Consider the following 26,309-nt stretch of genomic DNA (forward strand, 5'->3'; position numbering starts at 1 on the left):
GCTTTTTAACATGGGGGAGAGAGATTAATGGATTATATCTTGAAAAATTTACACTACATCGTAACACATGTACCAATTGCACTTCTTGTTTTTAGTTTTATTTTTGATCTTATCGCAGTTATCGCGAAAAAACGTGAATGGCACTCCGCTGGTATGCTTTGCCTAGTTGTAGGCGCGCTCGGGGCTATCGCAAGTGTCCTAACAGGCCCGTCCCCATGGCGTAATCCACTAGTGGTTCCGCATGAGTTTTATGCGAAACTAACGATGTTTTTGTCTATCGCGTTGGCGATTGTACGAGTTGGCTTATTGATCTGGAAAAAGAAAGAATTGGGTCGTAACCCAATCTACTTGGTTGGTTCGCTCGCGGCTGTTATCCTTGTTGGCTATACAGGGCATATTGGTGGTCAAATGGTACATAAACCAGTTCCAGCTAAGACGACTGCTCCAGCTGCATCACCAGGAGCATCACCAACAGCATCTACTGCACCAGCGGCTACAGCAGCACCAGCGAAATAATAAAAAGGGTTATCCAAAGGCTTATAGCCTTGTGGATAGCCCTTTTTGTGGTTGATTGGTCAGAGCTACTTGTCCCGAACCAACTCCAGCTCCTCAAGTGTATAACGATGCTCCCACAAAAATATCATGTCGTACTGTATCGAATCCCTTTCGACAAAGCGGGCTATGCCTGCGATGACTCCCCCAATAACAACTCCAAAAACGACAATCCATCCCATCAGAGCAAACACTTGATCGACCATGCACATTCACTCCCCTATGCGCTATGAACCTATATACTATGGATATGCCGCCATATTTTGAAACATGTGTGACAATCCAAAGGGGTTAAAAGGCGAGTAAATGCATCCGAAATGTCGAGGTAAGATAGTTCGTTTATAGTCTTTCTATCCGGTTGACACAGACTCTCCAGGGATGTTAAGATCACCTCTGTAAGCACGAATATACAACTTTTGGAAAAGAAAACACTTACGATGCAAGCCTACTTACAACAACTCTAAAGGAGGGTTTCAAAAATGATTGATATGGTTATGGATCCTATTGCTCATCGCAGATTTACAGATAAAAACCATACAATTTCATATTTTGTAACCCGATTGTTAGCCGGAAGCGCATGATTTGTGCTTGTTCGGCTGCTGCCGCCCCTTCACATACGCTAATTAAAAGCGCGGGTTACGAAGAAGTTCGTAACGAGCGCTTTTCTGTTTCATAGAAGGCATATCGCTGCGTGCGGTGTGCCTTTTTTGTGTGGATTTAGGTCATTTTGGACAGCACCATTTGAGAGGAGTGACATGATTACATGTTTACGGTATTAAAAAAGTTAGCTTGGTTTTTTCGAATGAATTGGATACGTTACACGATCGCCATTGGACTGCTTATTATTGTTGGAATCATTGATGTAATTCCACCGAAATTGATTGGCTACGCGATTGATGGTATACACATGGGAACTTTGACTGGCAGTAAATTGATCCAATTGCTCGCTTTTTGGGGGGCGTTAATTGTAGCTGGTTATGGGCTATCCTACGTCTGGCTGTATCAGCTATTTGGCGGGGCTTTCGTGCTGGAACGTGTTCTAAGATCCCGGTTAATGAGGCAACTGCTGCGGATGACGCCTACTTTCTATGAGCGCAACCGCACAGGTGACCTAATGGCGAGAGCGACGAATGACCTGCAAGCGGTGTCGACGACAGCGGGCTTTGGGATTTTGACCTTCGTTGACTCAACGCTATTCATGCTTACGATCCTAGGTATGATGGGCTTCTTCATTAGCTGGAAGCTGACAATTGCTTCAATTCTCCCGCTGCCCATTATGGCAGTTGCAATTACGATCTATGGGGGGCGCATCCATGAAAGATTCTTGCTCGCTCAGAATGCCTTTGGAGAAATGAACGATCGGGTGCTGGAGACAATAGCTGGGGTTCGCGTTATCCGCGCTTTTGTACAAGAGAAAGCTAGTGAACAAAGCTTCAAGACGATGACAGATGATGTATATCGCAAAAATATCGCGGTTGCCGTGATCGACGCCCTTTTTGAACCAACGGTCAAAATCCTAGTGGGCATTTCCTACTTAATCGGATTATGTTACGGCGGATATTTGGTGTTTCACAGTGAACTGACGCTCGGAGAGCTCGTGTCCTTCAATACATTCCTTGGGATGCTGATCTGGCCAATGTTCGCCATTGGCGAGTTAATGAACATTATGCAGCGCGGGAATGCCTCCCTCGATCGGGTGAATGAAACACTTGGTTACAAGCCGGATGTAAAGGAAGACCCTAAAGCAACGACACTGCTGCTGCCGAACACGATTAATTTTAATGAGGTAACCTTCCGCTATCCTTCTTCTTCTATTGATAACTTGGTGAATATTTCTTTTCAGCTGCAGCGTGGGCAGACGCTCGGAATTGTAGGACGTACTGGAAGCGGCAAAACAACGCTGCTTAAACAGCTGCTGAGAGAGTATCCATTAGGTCAAGGTGCGATTGTTATATCGGAAACGCCGATCGAGAAGTTAACCATCGACACTCTTCATGGCTGGATTGGTTACGTGCCGCAAGAGCCGATTCTTTTCTCGAAAACGGTGAAAGAGAATATCATGTTTGGACGCAGCCAAGGAACAGAGGAAGAGCTGCTGCAGGCGCTTGAGCTGGCCGCGTTCCGCAAGGACGTGGAGTTTTTACCAGAAGGCCTTCAAACGTTGGTGGGTGAAAAAGGCGTCGCCTTATCCGGTGGTCAGAAGCAGCGCGTTTCTATTGCGCGGGCGCTTTATGTAGACCCTGAAATCCTCATGTTGGATGATGCGCTTTCTGCGGTAGACGCCAAAACAGAGGCTGAAATCATTCGCGGCATTCGATCGGAACGAGCCGGTAAAACAACACTCATCACGACGCACCGACTCTCCGCTGTTCAGCATGCGGATTGGATTCTTGTGCTGGATGAGGGGTATATCGTGGAAGAAGGTACGCATGAGCAGCTTGTCGCGCTAGGCGGCTGGTATAAAGAGCAGTATGACCGTCAGCAGCTAGAAGAACAGACGAAAGTTTAGTAAATAGATATCCGAAGAAAAGAAGGTGAGAACCCTGAAACAGACAGGTAAGCGATTATTTCAATACGCGGCGTTATTCAAAAAGCCCCTGCTCATTGCGCTGATATTCTTATCGGTCGCGGTGGCAACGGAGCTGGCAGGACCTTTTATCGCGAGACAGATGATTGATACACATATTCTTGGTATCGAGAAGCCGTGGTACGAGACTACATCTGCGACTCAAACTAAGAAGGCTGTCCCTTATGAGGGGACTTTTTATAAGCGAATCGATAACTTTGCTGAAGGCGAGCCGAAGGGGAAGGAAGTTCGCATTTTACAGGTGGGCAGCCAGTTCCTTTGGGTTGATCAGCAGATCGCCTTTGATGGCGTACGAAATCTAGCAGACGATGGTAAGCTTACAATTACACAAGGGACGGAAAAAGCGGAGTATGCAGTTAAGAAGCTGAGTATTCAAGAGCTTTACACGTTCTATAAACCGGAATTTAACAGTCTAATGAAGCTTGCAGGCTTTTATTTACTGCTAATTATTATTGGTGCAGGCTTTACCTATGGACAAAAGTATTTACTTCAATCGGCAGCGAATCGGATTATCCAGCGCATGAGAAGTGATGTTTTTGCACAAATTCAGCGACTACCGATCAACTATTTTGATAATCAGCCTGCGGGTAAAATTGTATCCAGGATTACAAATGATACGGAGTCAGTCAGGGATCTGTATGTACAGGTGCTTGCGAACTTTTTTACAGGTACGATCTATATCGTGGGCATCATCGCGGCTTTATTCGTTCTAGATTACAGATTGGCTTTATTCACACTTCCGGTTATTCCGCTGCTATATGTATGGATCATAGTTTACCGTAAATATGCCTCCTTCTATAATCATGAAATTCGGGAACGGATTGGCTCGATCAATGGGATGATCAATGAGGCGATTCAAGGCATGACGATCATTCAAGCTTTTCGCCGGCAAAAGGAAACGATCCAAGAATTCGAACAATTGAACGATGAATATACGAAATATCAGAATAAATTGCTTAGCTTGAACTCGCTGACCTCTCATAACCTGATGAATGTGGTTCGGAATTTGTTCTTCTTCGGTCTCATCTGGTATGTCGGGGGCAGTTCAATCAACACGTTGATCACCGTCGGTGTACTGTACGCTTTCGTCGATTATTTGAATCGGATGTTTCATCCGATGGTCGGGATTGTCAACCAGCTGCCGAATTTGGAGCGTGCTCTAGTATCCGCTGACCGTGTATTCGAGCTGCTTGATGAACAGGGCGTCGACGTGGCTACGGAGAAAGCGGATCGCTATCTGGGCAATGTGAAGTTCGAGCATGTTCGCTTCGCCTACAAAGAAGGGGAGGATGTGCTCAAGGACATCTCCTTCGAGGCCAAACAGGGGCAGACGGTGGCACTTGTCGGCCATACCGGATCGGGCAAAAGCTCGATCTTGAATCTGCTCTTCCGCTTCTACGATGTGAATGAAGGCCGGATCACGGTAGACGGCCGCGATGTGCGGGAGATGCCCAAACAGCAGCTGCGTCAGCATATGGGCATCGTGCTGCAAGATCCGTTCCTGTTCACAGGGACGATCGCGTCCAATGTCAGCTTGGACGATCCGTCCATCACCCGGGAACGGGTGGAGGCTGCGCTGCGCGAGGTTGGCGCAGATGAGATGTTCAAGAGCCTGCCGCACGGCATCGATGAGCCTGTGATCGAGAAGGGCAGCACGCTGTCTGCTGGGCAGCGGCAGCTGATTTCTTTTGCCCGGGCGTTAGCGTTTGACCCGGCGATTTTGATCCTCGATGAGGCGACGGCCTCCATCGATACGGAGACCGAGGCCATCATTCAGGCCGCGCTCGAAGTGCTTTCGAAGGGGCGGACCACCTTCATCATTGCCCACCGCCTGTCGACGATTAAGAGCGCCGACCAGATTCTTGTGCTCGACCATGGCGAGATCGTCGAGCGAGGCAACCACGAGGAGCTGATGGGGCTCCTCGGTCGGTACTATCAGATGTACCAGCTGCAGCAGGGACATCCGGAAACGGCCTCGGCCGCTGAAAGCGAAGTGCGCAGCGTGTTGTAGGGCAGGGAGCCAACCGTCGGACTTATTGTCCGGAGGCTGGCTTTGGCTTTTCTGAGTAGATAAGAAAGTATAAGTTTTATACTATTGCTTCGCATCTACCTTGACAAACGCGCTCGTCCCTGAAGGACGACGGAGTCGTTTATCCTTGGAAACGGTATATGAAATGTTGCTGTCATCGTATAATTGATCGTATAGATTAGTTGTGTATTTCTAGAATTTGATCAGCAATAGTTTCACTACCCCTTTAGGAAATTGAGGTAAAGAAAAAGCCTACCGAATGGTAGACTTTGTATGATATATTAACTTAGTACAGGACAACCTTGGGTGAGCATTCTCCTCCAGAAAGGAGGGTGATGCCATGGAAACTTTCCAAACGATTGTAATCATGCTTGCGTTCGGTAGCTTTATACTGGCGCTATTGACATACATCGATAAACGAAAGTAACCCACTCGTATAGGTTGACGACCTAGTGGGTTACTAACTCTACAATTCGGAGGGTATTCACACCCAAGTCTGTGCAGGAGATGGTGTTGGTCGCACCGTCTCTTTGTTATTATAATCATACTACGTATGCTTTAGACACGCAATATAAAAGGAAAACTACCTATTAGCTATAAGGTGATGATGAGCCGATTACAAAGTGCGAACTGCATTGGTTTTCTCGATAATTGCAGCATCTGAACTAGAATGAACTCCACTACGGACAAGGCTCTTTAACCGCACTAAAGACTAACTGTCGGCCCTATGCTACAATACAATAAGTAATATTTCCCTATTTGAAATGGAGGAGCATCATGCGTCCAGAAACGATTCGATTGTTAAACTTGCTTCAGCTTCTATCCGAAATTGCTATTGCTGTCGGATACTTGCTTGGTCTTATTCCGTTTGTTTATTTGTGGTCGTGCTCGTGGGTGATCCCGCTCGTGTTCGTCAACCTGGTGTTTGCCATACTTACAAGCAATGGCACCACGACCAAGACGGTCATCAATATTGTTATGGCTTTCTTGAGCTTTATTCCTGTTGCGGGGTACCTTTTCCGTGTGATTGGGATCGTTATTTCGTGGATCAACATTCAGGCATTGGCAAAGGGAAGAAGCAGAGGTTACTAGTTGTTGGTACAAAACAAAGACGGATGGAGGCCGGTTTAACTGGCTTCCATCCGTCTTTGTTTAATTGCTTTTTGATTAGTCTTTTCTATGGAGCGGCATTAATTGTTATTGGGAAGGAATTGCTGCCGAATATCATAACTTGATAGTTACCTGGTTCAAGACCGATTGTGGGAATATCAACATCAACATTGGCCTTGCCCGTATCAATAACAACTTTGACTGCTCGCTTAGCCACAACTTCATTTTCTAAATCAAATCTAGTATTGTAATAAAAATTAGAACGAATAAGATATACGGTTTCTGCTTGATTCACTCTTACAGAAACTGTTTGTCCTGATTGGAATGTAGACGCATTTGACATTTTTTTAACAAGAGGCACTGCTCGAATAGGTTTCGAAATTAGTTCTTGATCAAATACATGGTTAAAATTATCTTTAACGGAGCCAGCATTCAATTTCAGTTTATTGTTAGTTCCTGTGTAATACACGTCGAAAGTTACAGAAATTGTATTACCTTGAAAAGTAACTTCATCCTTATTACTCAAAGGTTGAAAACTAACGGAATCATTGGAGTAAGAGAAAGCTGCTTTTAAAGCATTCATGTCAGCAAGATTGTTAAATATATTTTTATTAAAATACATTCCGAATTTTTTATTCGTGTTATCACCTGTAAAGTAAATAGTGTCTCCGTACTGTAAGGGATCCGATGGGCCGGCGTATAATTCAATAAAGCTAGAATCCGATATCTTTCCCTCAGTACTAATAGCAACAACAATAAAGTTAACTTTTGATTTGCTCAATCCAGTTGTATTTATGTAGGACCCTGTGTTAGCTTTTACTTGAATTTTTACACCTTTGCCAACTTTCACTGCTTCATCAAGAATGATAGAATTTCGCGTTGTTCCGTTCTCAACAATATAAATCCAACCATCCTGGTCACTCAGCGCATAAACGTTCTCTCCAACAGTAGTTTGATAAGTTACTTTTGATAATATTGGAGTAGGGCCCGATGGTATAGGGGTAATAATTGGATCGCTTCCTGTCCCAGGAGTTGTATCGTTGCCTGATGATCCATTTCCATTGGAGTTGTCCCCGCCTCCTGAAGGTGCTGGTGCAGTGCCCGATGCTGGTTGCTCGGCTTTTACTTCATTCCCGCCAATCTTAAGTTTCACATCACTCGGGACATCAGCACCTTTTGTCGTTTTCTCTGGTGCTTTTTCCATCGATACGCCTTCAGAGTTTACGGTTGCGTTTGAAATCTTGCCTTGGCCGCTAATATTTGCTGCAGCATTAAGGATTAAAGAGAGTATAGCGGCTTCATTTCCGATATCGATTTTAGTATCAGAAGCAGCTTTCCCAACGTTAAAGTCCTTCACCGATCCCTTTGGAAGCTCAATGACAATACTTTGGGCAACAACGTTGACGGTTTCAAATGAACCTACTAACTGAACGCGTGAGTCTTTAGGTAAAGCGTCAGATAGTGTTACACTGTTGATTTTTGAACCTGCCTCAGCCTCAATTTTTGCATTTGATTGCACTGTAACATTGCCAACTTGTGTTGCTCCATTAGCAACGATACGTACCTTGCCGGTAGCCTTATCTACAACGATGGTAACCATAATTGAGTCTTCAAAATGAATGCTGTTCTCGCCGCCGCCACGCACGGTCGTAGTTCCATGGACATTAACATTTTTAAGAGTTACATCTCCTTCACCAATACCTTTACCTAGAAGAAGATCTCCTTCAATCTCTACATTTCTCAAAGTAACATTGGCAGCATCTATAATTACATTCTGCTTGATCTTTTCTATGCCTGTTTCGGGACCATAGACGCCTGCTGTATTATAAGTTATTGATTTAGCAGCTACGGTTTTTTCCAATACAGTCAATGCCTCGGCCCTAGTTAAGTTCGATGTTGGTCTAAAAACATTGCTCTCGTAGCCATTCATAATCTTGGCGTCAATAACAGAGCCAACCGCACTTTTGCTCCATTCAGGGCTATTGTTTGTATCTGTAAAGGATTTAGCGGACGAAGACCTTTTTAAAGAAAGTATATTGGTAATGAGAACCGCTGTTTCTTCTCTTGTAATCGGGTTATTTGCTCTGAAAGTATTATCGGTATAGCCTGAGATATATTTGGCGTTTTGCGCTATTGCAACATCTTTAAAGAACCAATCGTTAATTGTTACATCCGAAAATGAAAGCTCGGATGAAGCTTGTTGAAAACCAAAAAGTTTATTGATAATTGTAACGAGTTCAGCTCTAGTGATAGAACTATCAGGCTTAAAGGTGCCGTCCGGATAGCCTTGAACTACATTGTTGTAAACATAACCTGTAATTGTTTGTTCTGCCCAGTGTCCCTTAACATCGGAAAGTGAAGATGATAAGCTAGTCTTTGATTGCATGTTTGTAGAGTCGTTGGCATAACTGCCTGTTGGAATGCCTACTCCAATGGCCAACAATAGGGCTAGAGTAAAATAAATGAATTTCAATTTCTTCATGATGGTTCCTCCCGCGAGTGAATAATCTGTAATATTTAAATGACATGAAATGACAATTTACAACATTTTCCTTGTAAATTCAAATTAATTAAATACATAAATAGAAATTTATAGAATAAATAACGAATTTTATTAATAGTAGAAGGTTTAACATGAAAAAAACACCTTATTCTATCGTAAATGCTACGACAAATAAGGTGTTTTTTTCATTTCATTATTTCCTATTCCACGCTAATAAGCAATCCCCACACGACACCCCACATACTCGCCCTCAAGAGCGACTCGGTACGTGAAAGCCGCGGTGTCGCCCACGGAGATGGACATCCCGCCTTCGGGCAAATAGTCCCGCTCAGCGCGGTACTGCCCCTGTGGCTCGCCGTCGGGTAAATAAGTTGGACAGACAACTGTCCAACTTAAGCCCGAGGCAGCGAGCTGCTCCCACGCCTTGCGATGCTCCTCGGCGGCTCGCGCCCTCGAGCGCCGGGAGTCCGGCGCCTCATAGCGCAGCAAGCCGGGATGCTCTCTGCTTTGCAGAATGCCGGCTGTACCGACAGAGACTATTCGGCTCACGCCGTGTGTCTTCATAGCCTCTATGAGAAGAGGCGTAAACTCGGTCAGCACCGTGCCTCCATCGGTACCGAGGCAGCTTATGACCAGCTCCGCCCCGTTGAGGGCAGTATATAGATCTTCTCTGTTTCGAGCGTCCCCTTGAAGCCTGTGCAAGGCTTCGGAGTGAATTTCCGTCAGCTTATCCAGGCTTCGAACGAGTGCAGTGACTTCGTGCCCGTCCGCTAGTGCTTTTTCCAAAATTCTTCTTCCTACTCTACCTGTGGCTCCTAGTATGAGAATATGCATGATGGGGCCTCCCTGTCGTTAACGGTTATCTTATTATACGCTTATCACACTCGTGGAGGGAATTTAGTCGAGATTGTGCCCGAATTTTCTTAACGTAAGGGATATATCGGTCCTTTTATTCAGACGGGCATAAATCTATTTATTTTTAATAGATAGCTTTCATAGGTTAACATAGGAGTCGAACTCGGAAGAGTCGTCATAAGTTGATAGTATCCCCTAATAAAGGAGAATTCGAATGGCGACTTTCTATGAGGCTTTGAGGCAAAATGATAGACTTTTCCCCTTGTTGCGCCGGCCTGGGATTAATGGTACCGGTGTCGGGTATGCGGACCCTGATAAACCCGCTCGTGGTGCGGCTATTATCGTGTACACAAGTAAAAATGCTGCCATTACAGAAATCAGTAAAAGTATCGGAAAGATGATTGGAGAAAGCATTCCTGTTCGCTTTATTACAGCCGGACCCTTCAAACCACATGCGACAGCAGCTCCGAAAAAGATGAAACGGCATATGAAAGCGCCGATAATAAGAATACGCCCGACACTTTTTCGCAGCAGGATTCGCCCGATTCCAGGAGGAACCAGCATCGGTAGAGAGAATTCCGGTACAGGGACATGCGGTCTCATCGTAATTAGGAATGGCCAATTGTTTATTTTGAGCAACAACCACGTTCTTATCAGAGCGAACAGATTCGGCGCTAACATTATTCAACCGGGGGCTATAGATGGAGGTCGGGCCGTAACAGATCGGGTCGGCACGCCAGTGCAGTTTGTTCCCTTTAATTTAACGGGTCCTAACTTCATGGATGCCGCAATAGCGCAGCCTTTTTCCAACAGTTTACTGAATCCGAGATACTTGGTCAGCTCAACGGGCCAATTGATTGTTCCACAAGGTCATTTACTAAGTTACAGTGTCGGTGACCGTTTTTTTAAATCAGGGCGTACAACCGGTCTTGTTTTTGGTACTGTCGAAAGTATTGGTATGCAATTTAATGTGGGGCCTTACCGTGAGCTGGGCAATGCCACTTTACAGTTCCGCAATCAGACTTTGATTACAGCACCGAATAACATATCTTTGCCCGGCGATTCAGGCTCTGTCTGGATGAGTGGGCGGTTTGCGGCTGCTTTGAACTTTGCGGGCAGCGGTACTCGTTCTATTAGTACGCCAATTGCAAGCGTTTTGAATACGTTTGGTTTGCGGGTAGCCATTCCTGCAGGAACTGGAGGTTTCAAGGCTGGTAGGGCTACAGGGGCTGCTCCAAAGGGGAATTATGCCTATGTTCGACCTTTATCGGCAGAGATGCTAAAGCAACTGCGTGTCGTTCGCGCCACTTCACCGAAATAGAACCATCATAGATCGCCCCGCGCCATCTGGAATGATCAGTGTGAGGGGCGATCTTTTTATTGCAATATGTTCCCTGCATCGATCCCTTTGAACGATACTTGAACCGAGTGAGCTAATCCAGCATAATAGTAGATACTTGATTACGGCATAGAAGGGAATTTCCCAAGCATGAGAATTAATAAATTTATTAGCGAAACCGGTGTTTGCTCCAGACGGGAAGCGGACAAGTGGGTAGAGGCGCAGCGCGTTACGATTAATGGTGAGGTCGCCGGACTGGGGAGCGTCGTTAGCCCTGGGGATGAGGTTCGGATCGATGGTCGACCGATTGGCGAGAAGAAGGAACATGTTTATATTGCTCTCAACAAGCCAGTAGGGATCACAAGTACAACTGAAGCGCATATCAGAGGTAACATTGTTGATTTCGTTGGGCATTCGGAGCGAATTTTTCCAATCGGCAGACTGGATAAAGATTCCGAAGGGCTCATCCTTCTGACCAATAACGGAGATATTGTGAACCAGATTCTGCGAGCGGAGAACAACCATGATAAAGAATACATCGTGACGGTGAACCGACCGATTACACCGATGTTTTTGCAAGGAATGGCTAGCGGGGTCCGAATTCTGGGCACGATGACGAAGCCATGTGAGATTTACCAAGTTGGCGACCGCGTTTTTCGAATCATTCTCACACAAGGGCTTAATCGCCAAATTCGTCGGATGTGCGAAGCCTTCGGGTATCGAGTAGTGCGCCTGCAGAGGGTTCGGATCATGCATATCCATCTGGGTAATTTGAAGGTTGGCAAATGGCGGGATTTGACGCAAGGTGAAATGCAGGATTTAATGCACACACTTAGCAAAGAGAACACCCAATCAAGAAAATAATTGCAATAAAATATACACATGTTTGTGCATTCGAAAAAAGGGTGCTCAGATATGTGTTTTTTGTTGAGTAATCCAAGTTTTTTAGCCATAAATCGTTTCGATCTAGTGACATTTCGTGTAAATAAAAATATATAGCAGTAATCGAGCTTACTAAAGCAACTTTTTTCCAGTTCTACACGTCAAGGATTATTATGGAATCTCTATGTTTCTAAGGCTTTGAAGCTGGTTTTTGGAACGTAAAACGTTGAGGAGGAAGATGACTTTGAAGTTAATCAAACAAGTAGGAACATTGGTACTCGCTTCGACACTGCTGCTCACTGCTGCGCCTGGGGCTTGGGCGGCTGAAGCTGCTGTAGGAAGCACGTCCATTGCACCCCCTGCATTCCCCGGAAAAGATGATAAGCAGCTGGATGCCAAAATTACCAAAGAGCAAGCCATTGAACGAGCTAAGGCCTACATAACGCTGCCGGAAGGCTACACGTTTCAATCCATCAGTCTGAATGCTTATTACAACATGAATGGCCGGAATTTCCCGACGTGGAACATTAATTACACCAAAATGGTGAAAGATCGGAATTACGGCTCCTTAAACGTATCCATTAACGGCTTGGACGGAACGCTGACCTCCTATTCCATGAATGACAATGACCCTGATCACAAACCTAGCTATCCGCCGAAGGTGGATTTCAAAGCTGCCAAGGAAGTCGCTTCTGCCTTTATTGGTAAAGTGAACCCAGTGAAGCAGAAGGAGCTTGTGTACAATGATTCAGAGGAGAATGCATTTCGTACGCCGCTGAATGGTAATTATCAGTACAATATTCGGTTTGATCGATCTGTTGGCGGTGTGCCTTTTGCAATGAATGGTATCAATGTGGTCGTCAATGGAGAAGGACAGGTTACGAATTATAACTACAATTGGGATGACAATGTCACTTTTCAGCAGAATGTAACACCGATTACTAAGGAGAAAGCTGCCCAAATGTTCCATGAAAAGGCGAATCTTTCTTTGCTGTATCAGATTCCATACGGTGCCAAAGGCAAGAAATTGCCGATAATTTCGTACATGCTGGGCGGCTTCTCCCTGAATGCGGAAACGGGTGAGATTTGGAGTCCAGTCAAAGGGATGGAAGATGCTGAGGGAAATAAGCCGTTAACCGACAAGCCACTGGCTGCTAAGCCGACTGCTACCTTGGACCTGACTAAAGAAGAGGCTATTAAGAAGGTGACAACGGTTTTCAACCTATCCTCCGACTACAAGATTCAAGAAGCATCTTATAATGAATCGACGAACCCTGAAACAGGGGAAACCAATTCAAATTGGAATTTAAGTTGGAATGAGACGTCTGAGAAGGATTCCAAAGTTAAAATCGTCGGCAAAGGCGCATGGGCTAGCGTGAATAGCAAGACAGGAGAGATTACGAATTTCAGCAGCTACACTCCTTATGGCCCTGACTCTGATAAAGATATAGAGGGTAAAATTGCTCTTGAAGATGCGATAACAACCAGTGTTGATTTTGTGAAAAAGCAGCTACCTGCTTATACCGATCAGCTGTTGCTTCGTGCACAAACGGTTAAAAATTATTCGGAAGATCAACTGAAGCATATGCGCAATTGGGATATTAGCTTTAAGCGCGTGATTGATGGCGTAAATGCAGGGAATGAAGAAGCGACGGTAAGCATCGATCGTGTGACCGGTCAAATTGTTGGTTATCACTTCTCTATCAGCAATCTGCCATATCCACAGCAAAAGCCGCAGGTACTGGCAATTGATAAAGCCAAGGATCTTTGGCTCGCTCAGTTCGACATCAAGTTAAATTATGTGGCCCAAGGCAGCGGGTTCATCGGTGGAATTCCACTGGAGAAATACAGAGTGATGGTTGCAGCTGGGGATGTCCCGCAATCCATGGATCTGAAGACAGACGGGAAACTAGATGCCAAGCTTGTCTATTCACTCGTTCCGAAATTCAACCGTGAACCTTTCCTCTTGGATGCGCAAAACGGTCAATGGCGGAATAGTGAAACGGGTGAAGTGATTTCTTTGGATAAAGTGACAGTAAGCGACATTGACAATCACTGGGCTAAAAATGAGCTTCAGCTTATGCTGGATTATCAAGCGCTGGATGTCAAGGATGGCAAAGTGAATCCGGATCAAACTATTCAACGTGGTGAGTTAGTCAAAATGCTCGTTATTGCCATGAATGGCGGTAATGGTGGTATTTATTACGGGGCAGAACGGAAGGCATCTTTCGCCGATGTGAGCAAATCTTCTCCTTATTTTGCCTACGTCGAAAATGCGGTTGATCGCGGTTTGCTAGATGTAGGTGCTGAATTTAATCCAGAAGCTGCGATGAATCGGGAAGAAATGGCACAGCTGATCGTGAAGGCGCTTGGCTACAAGAGCTTGACGAAGTTCGATGGCATTTTCAATGGTAATATCGCAGATGCTGCTAAGCTTAAGCATGTTGGTGATGCAGCTATTGTGGTGGGGCTGAATATTATGTCTCTGAACGATGGACAATTTGCACCCCAGCAAGAAGTGACGAAAGCACAAGCGGCCAGTGCCTTTTACCGCTTTTTGCAAAGACGGTCTGAGCTTCAGGAGCAGCCTCGTTACTATTACTAAATAGTGGATGTAGGAGTTAACTAACTCCTCTTATAACCAATACAAGAAGCCTCTAAATCCACTTACTAGTGGGTTTGAGGCTTCTTGTGGTTGAGCAGGCTCCAGATGTGAACATGCTCCCTTTGATGAGGACACACACAACTTACGTCCAAGCTCTAGAACATTGGGAATACATATCGAACTAAGAAATACAGAACGCCGAAAATGATGACGATGTAAGCAGCATATTTGATGAAAGTAGAAGCAACTAGACTGGAATCCGATTTTTTCTCCACATGGCGTTCTTCGATATCGAAATTGCGAGGCTGAGTCGACATTTGAATCACTCCTTTGAAGTTGTAATGCTATGTAATACCCTGCTAGGCGTGAAGTGAAACACAGGAAAAAACTATACCAATATTATTTTCGTACAGTCGGGCAGAGTTGTGTTACAATAATCTTTAAAACTTTAATAGTACAATGTGGAGAAAGGGAGTATGAGAAAAATGGTTGTTTCCAGTAAAGTAGGTTTGGAAGATATTATTAGGGCCAATCATGTGCTCAGCAGGGTGATCGAACCATCGCCTTTGCAACGCAATGAGCTGCTCTCTAACTTGTATGAATGCAACGTTTATCTTAAACGTGAAGATATGCAAATTGTTCGTTCTTTCAAAATTCGTGGAGCGTATAATGTGATTCAAAGCTTAACACCAGAGGAACGCGAAGCGGGTGTCGTCTGTGCGAGCGCCGGCAATCATGCGCAGGGTGTGGCTTATTCCTGTAAACAGCTCGGTATTGAAGGCAAAATCTTCATGCCGACGACAACACCTAGACAAAAGATTTCCCAAGTTAAGCTATTTGGCGGATCTTTTGTTGAAGTTATTCTCACAGGTGATTCATTCGATGATTCCTCTAACCATGCCAAAGCTTACTGTGCTCAAGAGAATAAGGTGTTCATACACCCTTTCGATGATGTCCGCACGATTGCCGGTCAAGGCACGGTTGGCCTCGAGATATTGAATCAAATGCCCGAATCTCCTGACTTTATCTTCGCAACGATTGGCGGAGGCGGCCTGGTAGCGGGAGTTGCGACCTATGTGGATAGTGTTTCTCCACGAACGCGCATCATCGGTGTTGAGCCAGAAGGAGCGGCAAGCATGACGGAAGCGCTCAAGCAGGGGAAGGTAGTAACCTTATCCACGATCGAGAAGTTCGTAGACGGTGCTGCCGTGAAGCAGGTCGGCGAGCTTACTTTTGACATTTGCAAAGAAAAGCTGGAGGATATCGTAATTGTCCCTTCCGGAAAAGAATGTACAACCATTCTGGAGCTTTACAACAATAACGCGATTGTTATAGAGCCCGCTGGCGCACTCCCGGTTGCAGCACTCGATGCCTATCGGGAGCAGATTCGCGGTAAGAATGTGGTCTGTATCATAAGCGGCGGCAACAATGACATTGACCGTATGCAGCAGATTAAAGAGAGATCGCTCGTGTATGAAGGCTTGAAGCACTACTTTATTCTTAATTTCCCGCAGCGTGCTGGGGCATTGCGCGAATTTCTGGAAGAAGTTTTGGGACCTACAGACGACATAACACGGTTTGAGTATACGAAAAAAAATAACCGGGACGATGCCCCGGCGCTGGTCGGCATTGAACTCAAAAATAAAGATGATTATGAGGGGCTTATTGAGCGCCTATCCCAGAAAGATTATGGCTATATAGAAATAAATAAGGACCCCAAGCTATTTAACTTGCTTATTTAAGGAAAAATAGCCAAACGTGGAATGAATATGATATAGTTAATTAGTCCCATTTATTCCCTTAATATCGTAAAAGGCAAACTTATCGAAAGGTAAGGACGCAAAGCTGCAGATCTAAGGTTGCCCTCGCAACAATGATGGCTGGGCTGCCGACAGGTTGCAGTTTACCTAAACAGGTACACCTACGGCTATTCCGATTTGGAATAGCCGTTTTTTTCATATCAAATAAGGAGGTTCAAGAATGAGAGGCATATTTTCTAATTGGATACAGCATATGAAAGCGCAAACGTTGGTCTATTTGGGCGTGCTGGGCTTCTTTTTGTTGACCGTTAATCTACTTGCTGCTTCTTCTTTCTCCTTTTCGCCTTACGTTTTCATTAGTGTGCTTGTTCAAGCACTAATCTGTCTATTTTTTGCGAAGAGTGTCCGAAAACTGCTTCTTATTAGTAAAGAAGAGGAAGAAAAGAGTAAACAACTAGCCTTTCTGGCCTATCATGATACATTGACGGGATTACCCAATCGCCGATTGTTTAATGACCGATTGGAGCGAGCGCTCCTGCATGCGCAGCGTAATGAACAACTGGCGGCTGTTATGTTCTTGGACATGGACAGATTCAAGGATGTCAACGATTCATTAGGTCATGCCTATGGTGATCGTTTAATTCGCCTTGCAGCAGAACGTTTGCTGGGCTGCCTGCGTGGATCCGATACGGTGTACCGTCAAGGTGGCGACGAGTTTACTATATTACTAGAATCTTTTGCAAAGCCTGAAGATGCAAGAGTTGTAGCTTCCCGAATTCAAATGGCTCTGGAAAAGCCTTTTATCCTTGATGGAATGCCAGTAACCATAACAGCTAGTATAGGGATAGCGCTGTATCCGTTAGACGGTAAGCTGCCTGAGCAGCTTATGGCGTATGCAGATGAAGCGATGTATGCGGCCAAGAACCGGGGACATAACCAGTTCCAATTCTATGCCTCTGACATCGATGCCATGGTGAAGAGCAAAGCTCACATGGAGAAAGAGCTTCGATCGGCCTTAGATAACAATCAATTCGAAATCCTATATCAGCCTCAATATGAAATAACAAACCGGAAATTAATCGGAATGGAAGCGATCATTCATTGGAGCAAGGGGGACGACCTCGCACCTAGCATGGATTGGAAGAAAGCGGCCGAGGAAATGGGGTTCATGATACCCATCGGGAAATGGGCTGTACGAACGGCGTGCAGACAGATGAGAGTCTGGCAGGACGAGGGCTACACACCGCTGAGAATGACCCTATCAGTAACGGCTTCGCAATTTAAAGATGAGCATTTTATGGAGGAAATTGCTGTTGTTTTGAAAGAAACAGGTGTTGATCCTATGTTGGTGGAACTGGACCTTACGGAAAGTATCACATCTTCCAATGTACAAGAGGCTAGCGAGAAATTGATTCTGCTAAAGAAATTCGGTGTTCGTATCGTTATGGATGACTTGTGTACAGGCCTATTTACACGAAGCGGGCTCGAAGGTATGCCGCTCGATAGTGTTAAATTGGATAGCACATTGATCCGGGATTTGGTAGACGACGATGAGAATCAGCTGCTGGCTGCTGCCATTATTCGCATGGCTCACCGCCTAGGTCTAAACTTAATTGCAAAGGGTGTTGAAACAGAAGAACAACTGGAGCACTTAAGACTTTTGCAGTGTACGGAAGTGCAAGGAATGCTGTTTAGTAGCCCTTTAGGACCCGAACAATTCCTGAGACTTATGAACGATAAAATTAACAAAGGGTAATCTAGATTTTATTAACCAGTGGTAGTATAATAAATAATTGGGGCTTGGAACCTATATTGTATGGGCTTACAAAAAGACCATGTCAACTTGTATGACATAACGAATTATGTTATTTTGCTGGTGTATCGCTTTTATCTTGGGTTTCAAAATGATACACTCATCTATAGCCAGTCTTACATAATTTAACTAATTTTGGTCAACCTACAATGTAAGATTTCATGGTTTTAAATTAAATGATTCTATGGGGGTAATAATGATGAAGAAAATGCTTTCAACAGCTCTTATGGCTGTAACGGTTTCTGCATTGGCTCTTTCCGGCTGTGCCAAAAAAGAAGAAACGAAACCGGCGGCTTCAGCAACTCCAGCTACTTCTGCAGCAGCAACAGCATCGGCAGCGCCAAGCAACAATAGCGGTAAAGACTTCAAAATCGGAATGGTTACCGATATTGGTGGCGTCAACGATAAATCTTTTAACCAAAGTGCATGGGAAGGTTTGAAGGCACTTGAGAAACAAACAGGCGTTAAAGTGAAAAACCTTGAAAGTAAAGGCGATGCAGATTACACGCCTAACTTAAACCAGTTCGTTAAAGACGGCTACAACCTGACTTGGGGTATCGGCTTCTTGATGGGCGATGCACTAAAAACAGTAGCAACACAAAACCCAAATGCTAAATTAGCGATCATTGATAATGTCGTTGAAGCTCCGAACGTAGAATCCGTAACATTCTCTGAGCAAGAAGGATCTTACCTTGTTGGGGTAGTTGCAGGTTTAACAACAAAATCAAACAAAATCGGTTTCGTTGGCGGTATCGACATCCCGGTTATCAAACGTTTTGAAGCTGGTTTCGTAGCTGGCGTTAAAGCGGTTAATCCAAATGCTAAAGTTCAAATTAACTATACAGGCGCTTTTGACAAGCCAGACCTTGGTAAAGCAGCAGCAGCTACGATCTACAACGATGGCGCTGATGTTATTTTCCACGCAGCTGGTTCCACAGGTAATGGTGTATTCAACGAAGCGAAAGACCGCGCGAAAAACGGTAAAAAGGTTTGGGTTATCGGCGTAGATAAAGACCAATCCCTTGAGTTCGGCGATGAAGTTACACTGACTTCCATGTTGAAACGTGTCGACACAGCAGTTGTTCGTGTTTCCAAAGACATCATCGACAACAAATTCCAAGGTGGTAAAGTGGTTACACTTGGTTTGAAAGACGACGGCGTAGGCCTTCCTGAAACATCCAAGAAAAACGTAACACCTGAAATTTTGAAAAAAGTTGACGAGTTCAAAGCAAAAATTATTAGCGGCGAAATCAAAGTTCCTGAAAAACCTTAATTTAGGTATAAAAGGCGTTGCGGTTACGAACGATAGGTTTGCTTCTGTTCAAACAAGGCTAGTTATAATAACTAGCCTTGTTCTTTAGTTTTAGAGGTAATTAAAAAAATTGATCCTTAGGGTGATCTGATGAGTGAAGTAGTCCCTGTTGTTGAGCTTAGCAACATTACGAAGCGGTTTCCAGGCATAGTGGCGAATGATGCCATTAGTTTAAAGCTGATGAAGGGTGAAATTCATGCCTTACTTGGCGAAAATGGTGCGGGTAAATCAACACTAATGAACATTGTGTTCGGACTTTATCAGCCGGATGAAGGTAACATTAAAGTGCAAGGCAAGGAAGTGTTTATTGATAGCCCGAATCGTGCTATCGAGCTTGGCATTGGTATGGTGCATCAGCACTTCAAGCTGGTTCAGCCATTTACTGTGACAGAAAACATCATTTTGGGCATGGAGCCCAAAAAAGGGTCGAAAATCGATTACAAAACAGCGCAAGACAAAGTACGCAAGTTATCGGAGCAATATGGTTTGCGTGTGGATCCAAAAGCGAGAATTGAAGATATCTCCGTCGGCATGCAGCAGCGTGTAGAAATATTGAAAACGCTGTATCGCGGCGCCGATATTCTTATTTTTGATGAACCTACAGCTGTACTAACGCCGCAAGAGATTAGTGAATTGATGGTCATTATGCGCAATCTTGTCCAAGAGGGCAAATCCATCATTCTCATTACACATAAGCTGAAAGAAATTATGGAGATTGCTGATACTGTGACGATCATTCGTCGGGGCAAAGTGATTGATTCGCTCGAAATTTCGAAGACGAATCCACAGATTCTGGCGGAGAAGATGGTCGGGCGCGACGTCTCCTTCAAAGTGAACAAGCAGGAAGTGAAGCTTGGAGAACCCGTTCTCCAGGTGCAAGAATTAGTCGCGCGTAACCAACAGGGTTTGGCTGCTCTGAAGGGGCTTAACTTTGAGGTGAAAGCCGGAGAAATTCTGGGCATCGCCGGTGTTGATGGCAACGGACAGAGTGAATTAATCGAGGCATTAACCGGGCTGCGTTCCATTGATAGCGGTCGTGTACTGCTGATGGGAAGCGATATTACCAACCATACGCCGAGAGAAATCTCCGAGGCTGGATTGTCGCATATTCCTGAGGACCGGCACAAGCATGGACTCGTGCTCGATTTTACAATGAGCGAAAACATGGTGCTGGAAACGTACTTTCATCCTGCTTATAACAAAGCTGGTTTCTTGAATTATGAAGCTATCGATCGTCATGCGGAAGCGTTGATTAAGCAATTCGACGTTAGAACGCCAAGTATCTACAATAAAGCGCGTTCTTTGTCGGGTGGTAATCAACAAAAGGCGATTATTGCCAGGGAAATATACAAAAATCCCAATCTTCTCATTGCCGCGCAACCGACGAGGGGATTGGATGTCGGTGCAATCGAGTTCGTGCATCGTCAGTTGATCGAGCAGCGGAACAAAGGCAAAGCTGTTCTGTTGATTTCTTTTGAGCTGGATGAAATTATGAATGTGTCGGATCGCATTGCCGTCATCTATGAAGGACAGATTGTGGGAGAAGTGCTGCCGCAGGAGACGAACGATCAAGAGATTGGTTTGCTTATGGCTGGCAGTAAGCGCACAGAGAAAGGAGCTGCTCATGAATAAGGTTGCTCGCATTTTTACAAGTGAATCAGCGGTGAATCCGATCGTGGCGATTATACTTGGGCTGTTATTCGGAGCACTCGTGATGCTGGCAGGCGGATATAACCCAATTGCCGCCTATGGGGCGCTATTTTCTCGTATTTTCGGTAATTCGTATGATATAGGTGAATCCATTCGTGCGATTACTCCTCTTATTTTGACAGGATTATCCGTCGCATTCGCTTTTCGTACAGGCTTATTTAATATCGGTGCCGAAGGGCAATTCGTCATGGGCATGACGGGGGCCACATTTATCGGTGTCAAATTGACAGGTCTTCCATGGATTATTCATGCTCCGCTAGCTGTTATCGTCGGTGCACTTGTTGGTGGCCTATGGGGAGCTATTGCGGGCTATTTGAAGGCAAAGCGTGGAGTTAATGAAGTCATTACAACGATTATGTTGAACTGGATCGCTTTGTTCCTGTCGAATTATATCATTAATCAATTTCTTCTAGAGCCGAAGCAGCAGCGTTCCTACATGATCCAAGACTCGGCATCTCTGAGCATCACATGGCTATCAGCTATGTTGGATAATGCGAGGATGCACTGGGGTACACTCATTGCGATACTCGCAGCGATTGTGTTCTATATCATCTTATGGAAAACGAAACAAGGCTACGAGCTGCGTGCAGTTGGTCATAACATCGATGCAGCGAAATATGCCGGTATGAATGTGAAGAAGAACATTATTAAAGCGATGTTTATCTCCGGTGTGTTTGCCGGACTTGCGGGCGTGTTTGAAGTCCTTGGTGTATTCCACTATCAAGTTGTTTCAGCAGGCTTCCCAGGTTATGGATTTGATGGGATTGCGGTATCCCTGCTAGGTGCTAACAATCCAATCGGGATTGTGCTCGGGGCTGCACTGTTTGGTGGATTGTCTTACGGTTCGGCAGGCATGAGTTTCGGTGCCGATGTGCCGCCGGAGATTATCCGAATTGTCATCGGTTCGGTCATCTTCTTCGTCGCAACCCAAGGTATCGTTAAATGGGTGCTCATCCCGTTCTATAGTAAACGCAAGAAAGAGAGGGCTACGTAACATGGACCTGCTCACCATGCTTAACGCGTTTTTCACGAAATTTAGTGAACTTATCAACACGACGCTCGTCTATTCGACGGCGCTCATCTTTGGAGCCTTGGGTGGGATTTACTCGGAGCGCTCCGGAGTAGTCAATATCGGGATTGAGGGGCTCATGGTTTCCGGGGCATTTGCATCGGCCGTTGGAGCTTATTATGCAGAAGAGGCGAATATGGGTATCTGGTCCCCGTGGATCGGGTTGCTTACTGCCATGGTATTTGCGCTCATATTCGCTCTGATTCATGCGGTAGCAACGATTTCGTTCAAAGCCAATCAAGTCATCAGCGGTGTTGTGATTAACTTCTTGGCAGCAGGCGTAACGTTGTATTTGGTCAAAGTACTGTTCAATGGTGCTGGTCAAACAGAAACGTTAAATGATGTGTTTTCCAAATGGGAAATTCCGATTTTGTCCAAAATCCCGTATATCGGCTATGCTCTCTTCAATGCCTATCCGACAACTTACATTGCTTTAATTCTAGTCGCGGTTACTTACTATGTGCTGTTCAAGACACCATTCGGTTTGCGTCTTCGTTCTGTTGGGGAGCACCCGAGTGCCGCGGATACAGTAGGGATTAAAGTGAAGCGTATTCGTTACATCGCCGTGTTGATTAGTGGTCTGTTAGGCGGACTTGGCGGGGCAACCATTACGCTCACGACAACAAGTGCCTTCTCACATAACACGATCTCAGGTCAAGGGTTTATTGCGATGGCCGCGATGATTTTCGGTAAATGGCATCCAGTTGGCGCACTGGGCGCAGCAGTCTTCTTTGGAATGGCGCAGGCGCTCAACAACTTCATGCGTTTGTTCGAATTCTCGAAAAATATACCGCAGGAATTCCTCTATATGCTGCCTTATGTACTGACAATCTTAGTGCTGGCAGGCGCAGTAGGCAGGGCTAAAGCACCATCAGCTCTAGGTGAACCTTACGATCCAGGTAAGCGATAAAAATAAAACATGCATTGCTATGGGAGTATTCCCGCGGCGGTGCATGTTTTTTTGTACCCTGTTATTGTAAACAATTACCAACCAATACGTGTCGGAAAATACAGGGAATATGCCGAATTATGACGAATTCCCAATCCACTCCATATATTCATAACCTATCATATATGACCGCGGAAGGAAGAATGCCACAAATGTCTGTTTTACGAACCTTGTTAGGAGCCAAGTCGCTGAAGGTGAAAATGACGCTGCTGCTGCTGGCTGTCTCACTGATCCCTCTTTTGATTTCTATGCTTATTCTTACCGCTCAATCCTCTTCTGTTGTTGAGTCTGATACCAAAGATCAGCAAATTCATCTTGCGGAGCTTAGTGCGAGCGAGATCAATTCCTGGCTGAATAGCAAAATTGCTTCTATTCAATCTGTTGTTAAAGCTCATCCAGATTTTATGAATGGTAAAGCCAACACGATCTTACCCGTACTGAAAATTATGGCGGAGAGTGATCCGGAAGTGTATCGTTTTGCCTATATTGACCCGCAGGGCATGTCCATTGACACAGCTGGCGATAAGGTGGACGCAAGCAAATTTGATAATTTTAAGAAAGCTGCCGTTGATAAGAAAGTATCAGTGTCCGAAATCATTAAGGAGGAAAGCAGCGGCAAAAACACGATCATCATCGATGTTCCGCTCGTAGACGGCAAAGGCGATTTCCGCGGCATCGTGCAATCTTTCCTTTTTCCTGAACAAATGCTGTCCATCATCAATCGCATCAAATTCGGTGAAACGGGTTATGGCTACCTACTCTCGCCAAGTGGTACATACCTCGTTCACCCGAAGAAAACGGGGCAAAAATTAGAGGAATCATCCACGGCAGAGAAGATGGATCTTTACAAAAATACGGTATTCAAGGATAAGAGCGGGTATATTCTATACAAAGAGCCAGATGGCCTACTAAAGTCAGCTGCTCATCAAACCATTGATGCCACTGGTTGGAAGCTTATTTTGACCGCCGAACATTCGGAAGTATTCCAAAAGGTGAGTCTGCTAAAGAAAAATTCAGCCATTATGCTAGCTGTTTCTGCGGTTCTTGTCATTGTTATAGCTATGCTCGTCTCGCGGATGACGATTCGCCCAATCATGACGATTTCATCTCTCATGCAGCGAGTAGGGCAAGGTGATTTATCTGGTCGATTGAACACCCATGGTGATGATGAGATCGCCTCGATGCGCAAGAACATCAATGCGATGCTCGATTCTTTCTCTGGGATGATTTGCAAAATATCAGAAGCCGTTTCACATACCGCGGCATCTTCCGAGCAGCTCACTGCAATTGCGAGTGAATCGACAAAAGCTTCCGAACATATCACAGTAGCGGTGGGGCAGGTCGTGCGATGTTCAGAAGCGAACTACCAGGCATCTGAGCAAATTTCGACAGCTATGAATGAAATGTCATCGGGCGTGCAGAAAATTGCCGAATCCTCCACGAATGTCTCGGAAACCGCACAAAGTGTCGTTCAAGAAGTGGACCGTGGAAACGGGGAAATTCAACAAGCAATTACCCAAATGCGACAGGTCAGTCATACCGTAGAACATACTGCCGAACTCGTGCACGGCTTAGAGGAGAAATCCGAACAAATTCGACAGATTGTTAGCTTTATTTCCAAAATTGCCTCACAAACTAACCTGCTGGCCTTGAACGCATCCATTGAAGCGGCCAGGGCAGGTGAACATGGCAGAGGCTTCGCCGTCGTCGCTAGCGAGGTTAAGAAGTTGGCGGAGCAAACAAGCAGTGCGACCGTGAACATTTCCTCCATTATCGGTGAAACGATCAACGCTACGAAAGAAGCATCAAGCTCGATGCGGGGCGGACTGTCAGAGGTTGAAAAAGGCTCGGCTCTCGTCCAAACGGCTGGGCAAGTATTCCAATCGATTCTCGCCTCGATCCAGCATGTAAATGACCAAATCCAAGAAATATCGGCTGCGTCCGAGGAAATATCAGCGGGAACCGAACAGGTGGCCGCTTCTTCACAGGAGACAGTGAATATCGTAAAACAGGCTATGGATGAACTGCAGGCTATTGCCAAGTCGGCAAGTGGGCAGCTGCAATCGATGGAAGAGATTAGCTCCTCTTCCGAATCGCTTAGCGTGTTGGCGGTCGATCTACAGGACCAAATCAACCGCTTCAAGTTGAAATAGAATACGGGATCCTAGTGGAATGATTGTAGGCGTTTCACAAGCGGATTCGAATGCGAAGTAATTGTATGAAGCAGATAATGTTAAAAGCTTGGCGCATCAGCCAAGCTTTTTAATTGTTTGATTTACATATGAGATCCGCCGCTTGCATCAATCAATTGCCCCGTTATCCAGCGGCTGTCCGAAGAGGCAAGAAAGGCAGCGATATCGGCCACATCTTCGGGCTGTCCCCATCTGTTAAAAGGGGAGAGACCGGCTGCGAACTGCTGCCCACCCGGATCCTGTAATGTTCCAGCATTCATATCGGTATCAATGATACCGGGCAAAATAGCGTTCACTGTAATACTGCGATTCCCAAGATGCTGTGCTAAGACGAAGGTGAGTGTGTTGAGTGCACCTTTCGAGATGCTGTAGCCCAGAAAATTAGGGAAAGCCAAACGGGTAACAGCAGAAGAAATATTGATGATGCGGCCCTCATCTCTCAGGCGAGGTAATGCTTGTTGGATGAGAAATAGAGGTGCTTTGACATTGAGGCTCATGACTTCGTCAAAAGATTGTTCTGTCGTCTCCTCGATGGTTCCACCTTGCCCGATTCCAGCGTTATTAACAAGAATATCAAACTGATTACCGCCAGTGTGCTTCTCGAGGGCTTCGTCCAAGCCCACATATAAATCGCGAACGCCGTTTACGACATTCAAGTCAGCACCGAGTGTAAAAGCGGAGCCGCCTTTATGCTGAATCTCGCGAACCACTTCCTCTGCAGCATCGTAATTCTTTCCATAATGTACGGCTACAATGGCGCCATCCTGCGCTAGACGCAAAGCAATCCCACGTCCAATACCCCGACTTGCACCCGTTACTAAAGCGATTTTACCTTTCAGCATGCTCATATCCTCATCTCCTTCAATGTTTTCATGTTTAGTTTTATCACAGAGTGACATTCGCAATGTTGCTCTCTCATTCGGAGGGAGTACAGATATTGTCGGTACCCCAGTCTGAGCATGCTTCAGGAACTGCGTGAAGGGTTCTATCTGATGCTTGCGAGGGTGGCGAGTCGTTGGCTTGAGCTCGGTAATCAGCATGA

General features: G+C 45.3%; 20 protein-coding genes and 1 riboswitch. Of the genes, 15 read left to right on the forward strand and 5 right to left on the reverse strand.

Annotated features, from left to right (window positions below):
• Positions 1-27: 27 nt before the first annotated feature.
• A complete protein-coding gene (locus GC102_RS22510; RefSeq protein WP_171691478.1) occupies positions 28-516 on the forward strand; it encodes a DUF2231 domain-containing protein in 489 nt (162 codons plus the stop codon).
• Positions 517-581: 65 nt separating this feature from the next.
• Here the strand turns inward: GC102_RS22510 and GC102_RS22515 are convergent, their stop codons facing one another.
• Positions 582-758: a hypothetical protein gene (locus GC102_RS22515; protein ID WP_171691479.1), complete on the reverse strand. Its 177-nt coding sequence runs from the start codon at positions 756-758 to the stop codon at positions 582-584.
• Between the two features lie 557 nt (positions 759-1,315).
• On the opposite strand from GC102_RS22515, the gene GC102_RS22520 reads away from it, so the two are divergent.
• The 4 genes from GC102_RS22520 (at position 1,316) to GC102_RS22535 (ending at position 6,260) form a co-directional block, all read left to right on the forward strand.
• Positions 1,316-3,061: an ABC transporter ATP-binding protein gene (locus GC102_RS22520; RefSeq protein WP_171691480.1), complete on the forward strand. Its 1,746-nt coding sequence runs from the start codon at positions 1,316-1,318 to the stop codon at positions 3,059-3,061.
• Positions 3,062-3,095: 34 nt separating this feature from the next.
• The gene (locus tag GC102_RS22525; RefSeq protein ID WP_171691499.1) at positions 3,096-5,150 is read left to right on the forward strand and encodes an ABC transporter ATP-binding protein; all 2,055 of its coding nucleotides are present in this window, start codon (positions 3,096-3,098) and stop codon (positions 5,148-5,150) included.
• A 358-nt stretch (positions 5,151-5,508) separates the two neighbouring features.
• Positions 5,509-5,595 (forward strand): putative holin-like toxin, encoded by an 87-nt coding sequence (locus GC102_RS22530; protein WP_156389939.1) that lies wholly within the window; start codon positions 5,509-5,511, stop codon positions 5,593-5,595.
• Positions 5,596-5,945: 350 nt separating this feature from the next.
• Positions 5,946-6,260 (forward strand): hypothetical protein, encoded by a 315-nt coding sequence (locus GC102_RS22535; protein WP_171691481.1) that lies wholly within the window; start codon positions 5,946-5,948, stop codon positions 6,258-6,260.
• 85 nt (positions 6,261-6,345) lie between these two features.
• Here the strand turns inward: GC102_RS22535 and GC102_RS22540 are convergent, their stop codons facing one another.
• Both GC102_RS22540 and GC102_RS22545 read right to left on the reverse strand, forming a co-directional pair.
• Positions 6,346-8,760 (reverse strand): S-layer homology domain-containing protein, encoded by a 2,415-nt coding sequence (locus GC102_RS22540; protein WP_171691482.1) that lies wholly within the window; start codon positions 8,758-8,760, stop codon positions 6,346-6,348.
• A gap of 231 nt (positions 8,761-8,991) precedes the next feature.
• On the reverse strand, positions 8,992-9,615 hold the full coding sequence (locus GC102_RS22545; protein WP_171691483.1) for an NAD(P)-dependent oxidoreductase: 624 nt from the start codon (positions 9,613-9,615) through the stop codon (positions 8,992-8,994).
• 235 nt (positions 9,616-9,850) lie between these two features.
• On the opposite strand from GC102_RS22545, the gene GC102_RS22550 reads away from it, so the two are divergent.
• The 3 genes from GC102_RS22550 (at position 9,851) to GC102_RS22560 (ending at position 14,462) form a co-directional block, all read left to right on the forward strand.
• Positions 9,851-10,957, forward strand: a complete 1,107-nt coding sequence (locus tag GC102_RS22550) for a chymotrypsin family serine protease (RefSeq protein ID WP_216628130.1) — start codon at positions 9,851-9,853, stop codon at positions 10,955-10,957.
• 168 nt (positions 10,958-11,125) lie between these two features.
• The gene (gene rluF, locus GC102_RS22555; protein ID WP_171691484.1) at positions 11,126-11,839 is read left to right on the forward strand and encodes a 23S rRNA pseudouridine(2604) synthase RluF; all 714 of its coding nucleotides are present in this window, start codon (positions 11,126-11,128) and stop codon (positions 11,837-11,839) included.
• 262 nt (positions 11,840-12,101) lie between these two features.
• Positions 12,102-14,462 (forward strand): S-layer homology domain-containing protein, encoded by a 2,361-nt coding sequence (locus GC102_RS22560; protein ID WP_171691485.1) that lies wholly within the window; start codon positions 12,102-12,104, stop codon positions 14,460-14,462.
• 155 nt (positions 14,463-14,617) lie between these two features.
• Here the strand turns inward: GC102_RS22560 and GC102_RS22565 are convergent, their stop codons facing one another.
• Positions 14,618-14,779 carry a hypothetical protein gene (locus GC102_RS22565; protein ID WP_171691486.1) on the reverse strand — a complete coding sequence of 54 codons (162 nt, stop codon included), beginning with the start codon at positions 14,777-14,779 and terminating at the stop codon, positions 14,618-14,620.
• 159 nt (positions 14,780-14,938) lie between these two features.
• Between GC102_RS22565 and ilvA the strand changes: the two genes are divergently transcribed.
• The 7 genes from ilvA to GC102_RS22600 all read left to right on the forward strand — a co-directional run bounded on the left by ilvA (position 14,939) and on the right by GC102_RS22600 (position 25,228).
• Positions 14,939-16,204 (forward strand): threonine ammonia-lyase IlvA, encoded by a 1,266-nt coding sequence (gene ilvA / locus GC102_RS22570; RefSeq protein ID WP_171691487.1) that lies wholly within the window; start codon positions 14,939-14,941, stop codon positions 16,202-16,204.
• A 62-nt stretch (positions 16,205-16,266) separates the two neighbouring features.
• Positions 16,267-16,355, forward strand: a riboswitch (cyclic di-GMP riboswitch).
• Positions 16,356-16,442: 87 nt separating this feature from the next.
• Positions 16,443-17,978 carry a putative bifunctional diguanylate cyclase/phosphodiesterase gene (locus GC102_RS22575; protein WP_171691488.1) on the forward strand — a complete coding sequence of 512 codons (1,536 nt, stop codon included), beginning with the start codon at positions 16,443-16,445 and terminating at the stop codon, positions 17,976-17,978.
• Between the two features lie 256 nt (positions 17,979-18,234).
• Complete coding sequence (locus tag GC102_RS22580; RefSeq protein ID WP_171649596.1) at positions 18,235-19,308, forward strand: BMP family lipoprotein; 1,074 nt, start codon at positions 18,235-18,237, stop codon at positions 19,306-19,308.
• A 129-nt stretch (positions 19,309-19,437) separates the two neighbouring features.
• Positions 19,438-20,979: an ABC transporter ATP-binding protein gene (locus GC102_RS22585; RefSeq protein ID WP_171691489.1), complete on the forward strand. Its 1,542-nt coding sequence runs from the start codon at positions 19,438-19,440 to the stop codon at positions 20,977-20,979.
• Positions 20,972-22,051 (forward strand): ABC transporter permease, encoded by a 1,080-nt coding sequence (locus GC102_RS22590; protein WP_171691490.1) that lies wholly within the window; start codon positions 20,972-20,974, stop codon positions 22,049-22,051. Before GC102_RS22585 ends, GC102_RS22590 begins: the two co-directional genes overlap by 8 nt.
• Before the next feature lies 1 nt (position 22,052).
• On the forward strand, positions 22,053-23,036 hold the full coding sequence (locus GC102_RS22595; RefSeq protein WP_171649599.1) for an ABC transporter permease: 984 nt from the start codon (positions 22,053-22,055) through the stop codon (positions 23,034-23,036).
• Between the two features lie 191 nt (positions 23,037-23,227).
• Positions 23,228-25,228: a methyl-accepting chemotaxis protein gene (locus tag GC102_RS22600; protein ID WP_171691491.1), complete on the forward strand. Its 2,001-nt coding sequence runs from the start codon at positions 23,228-23,230 to the stop codon at positions 25,226-25,228.
• Between the two features lie 122 nt (positions 25,229-25,350).
• Here GC102_RS22600 and GC102_RS22605 read toward each other — a convergent pair whose 3' ends face one another.
• A complete protein-coding gene (locus GC102_RS22605; protein WP_171691492.1) occupies positions 25,351-26,115 on the reverse strand; it encodes an SDR family oxidoreductase in 765 nt (254 codons plus the stop codon).
• Between the last annotated feature and the right edge of the window lie 194 nt (positions 26,116-26,309).

The organism is Paenibacillus germinis (assembly GCF_013141785.1).
GTDB lineage: Bacteria > Bacillota > Bacilli > Paenibacillales > NBRC-103111 > Paenibacillus_E > Paenibacillus_E phytorum.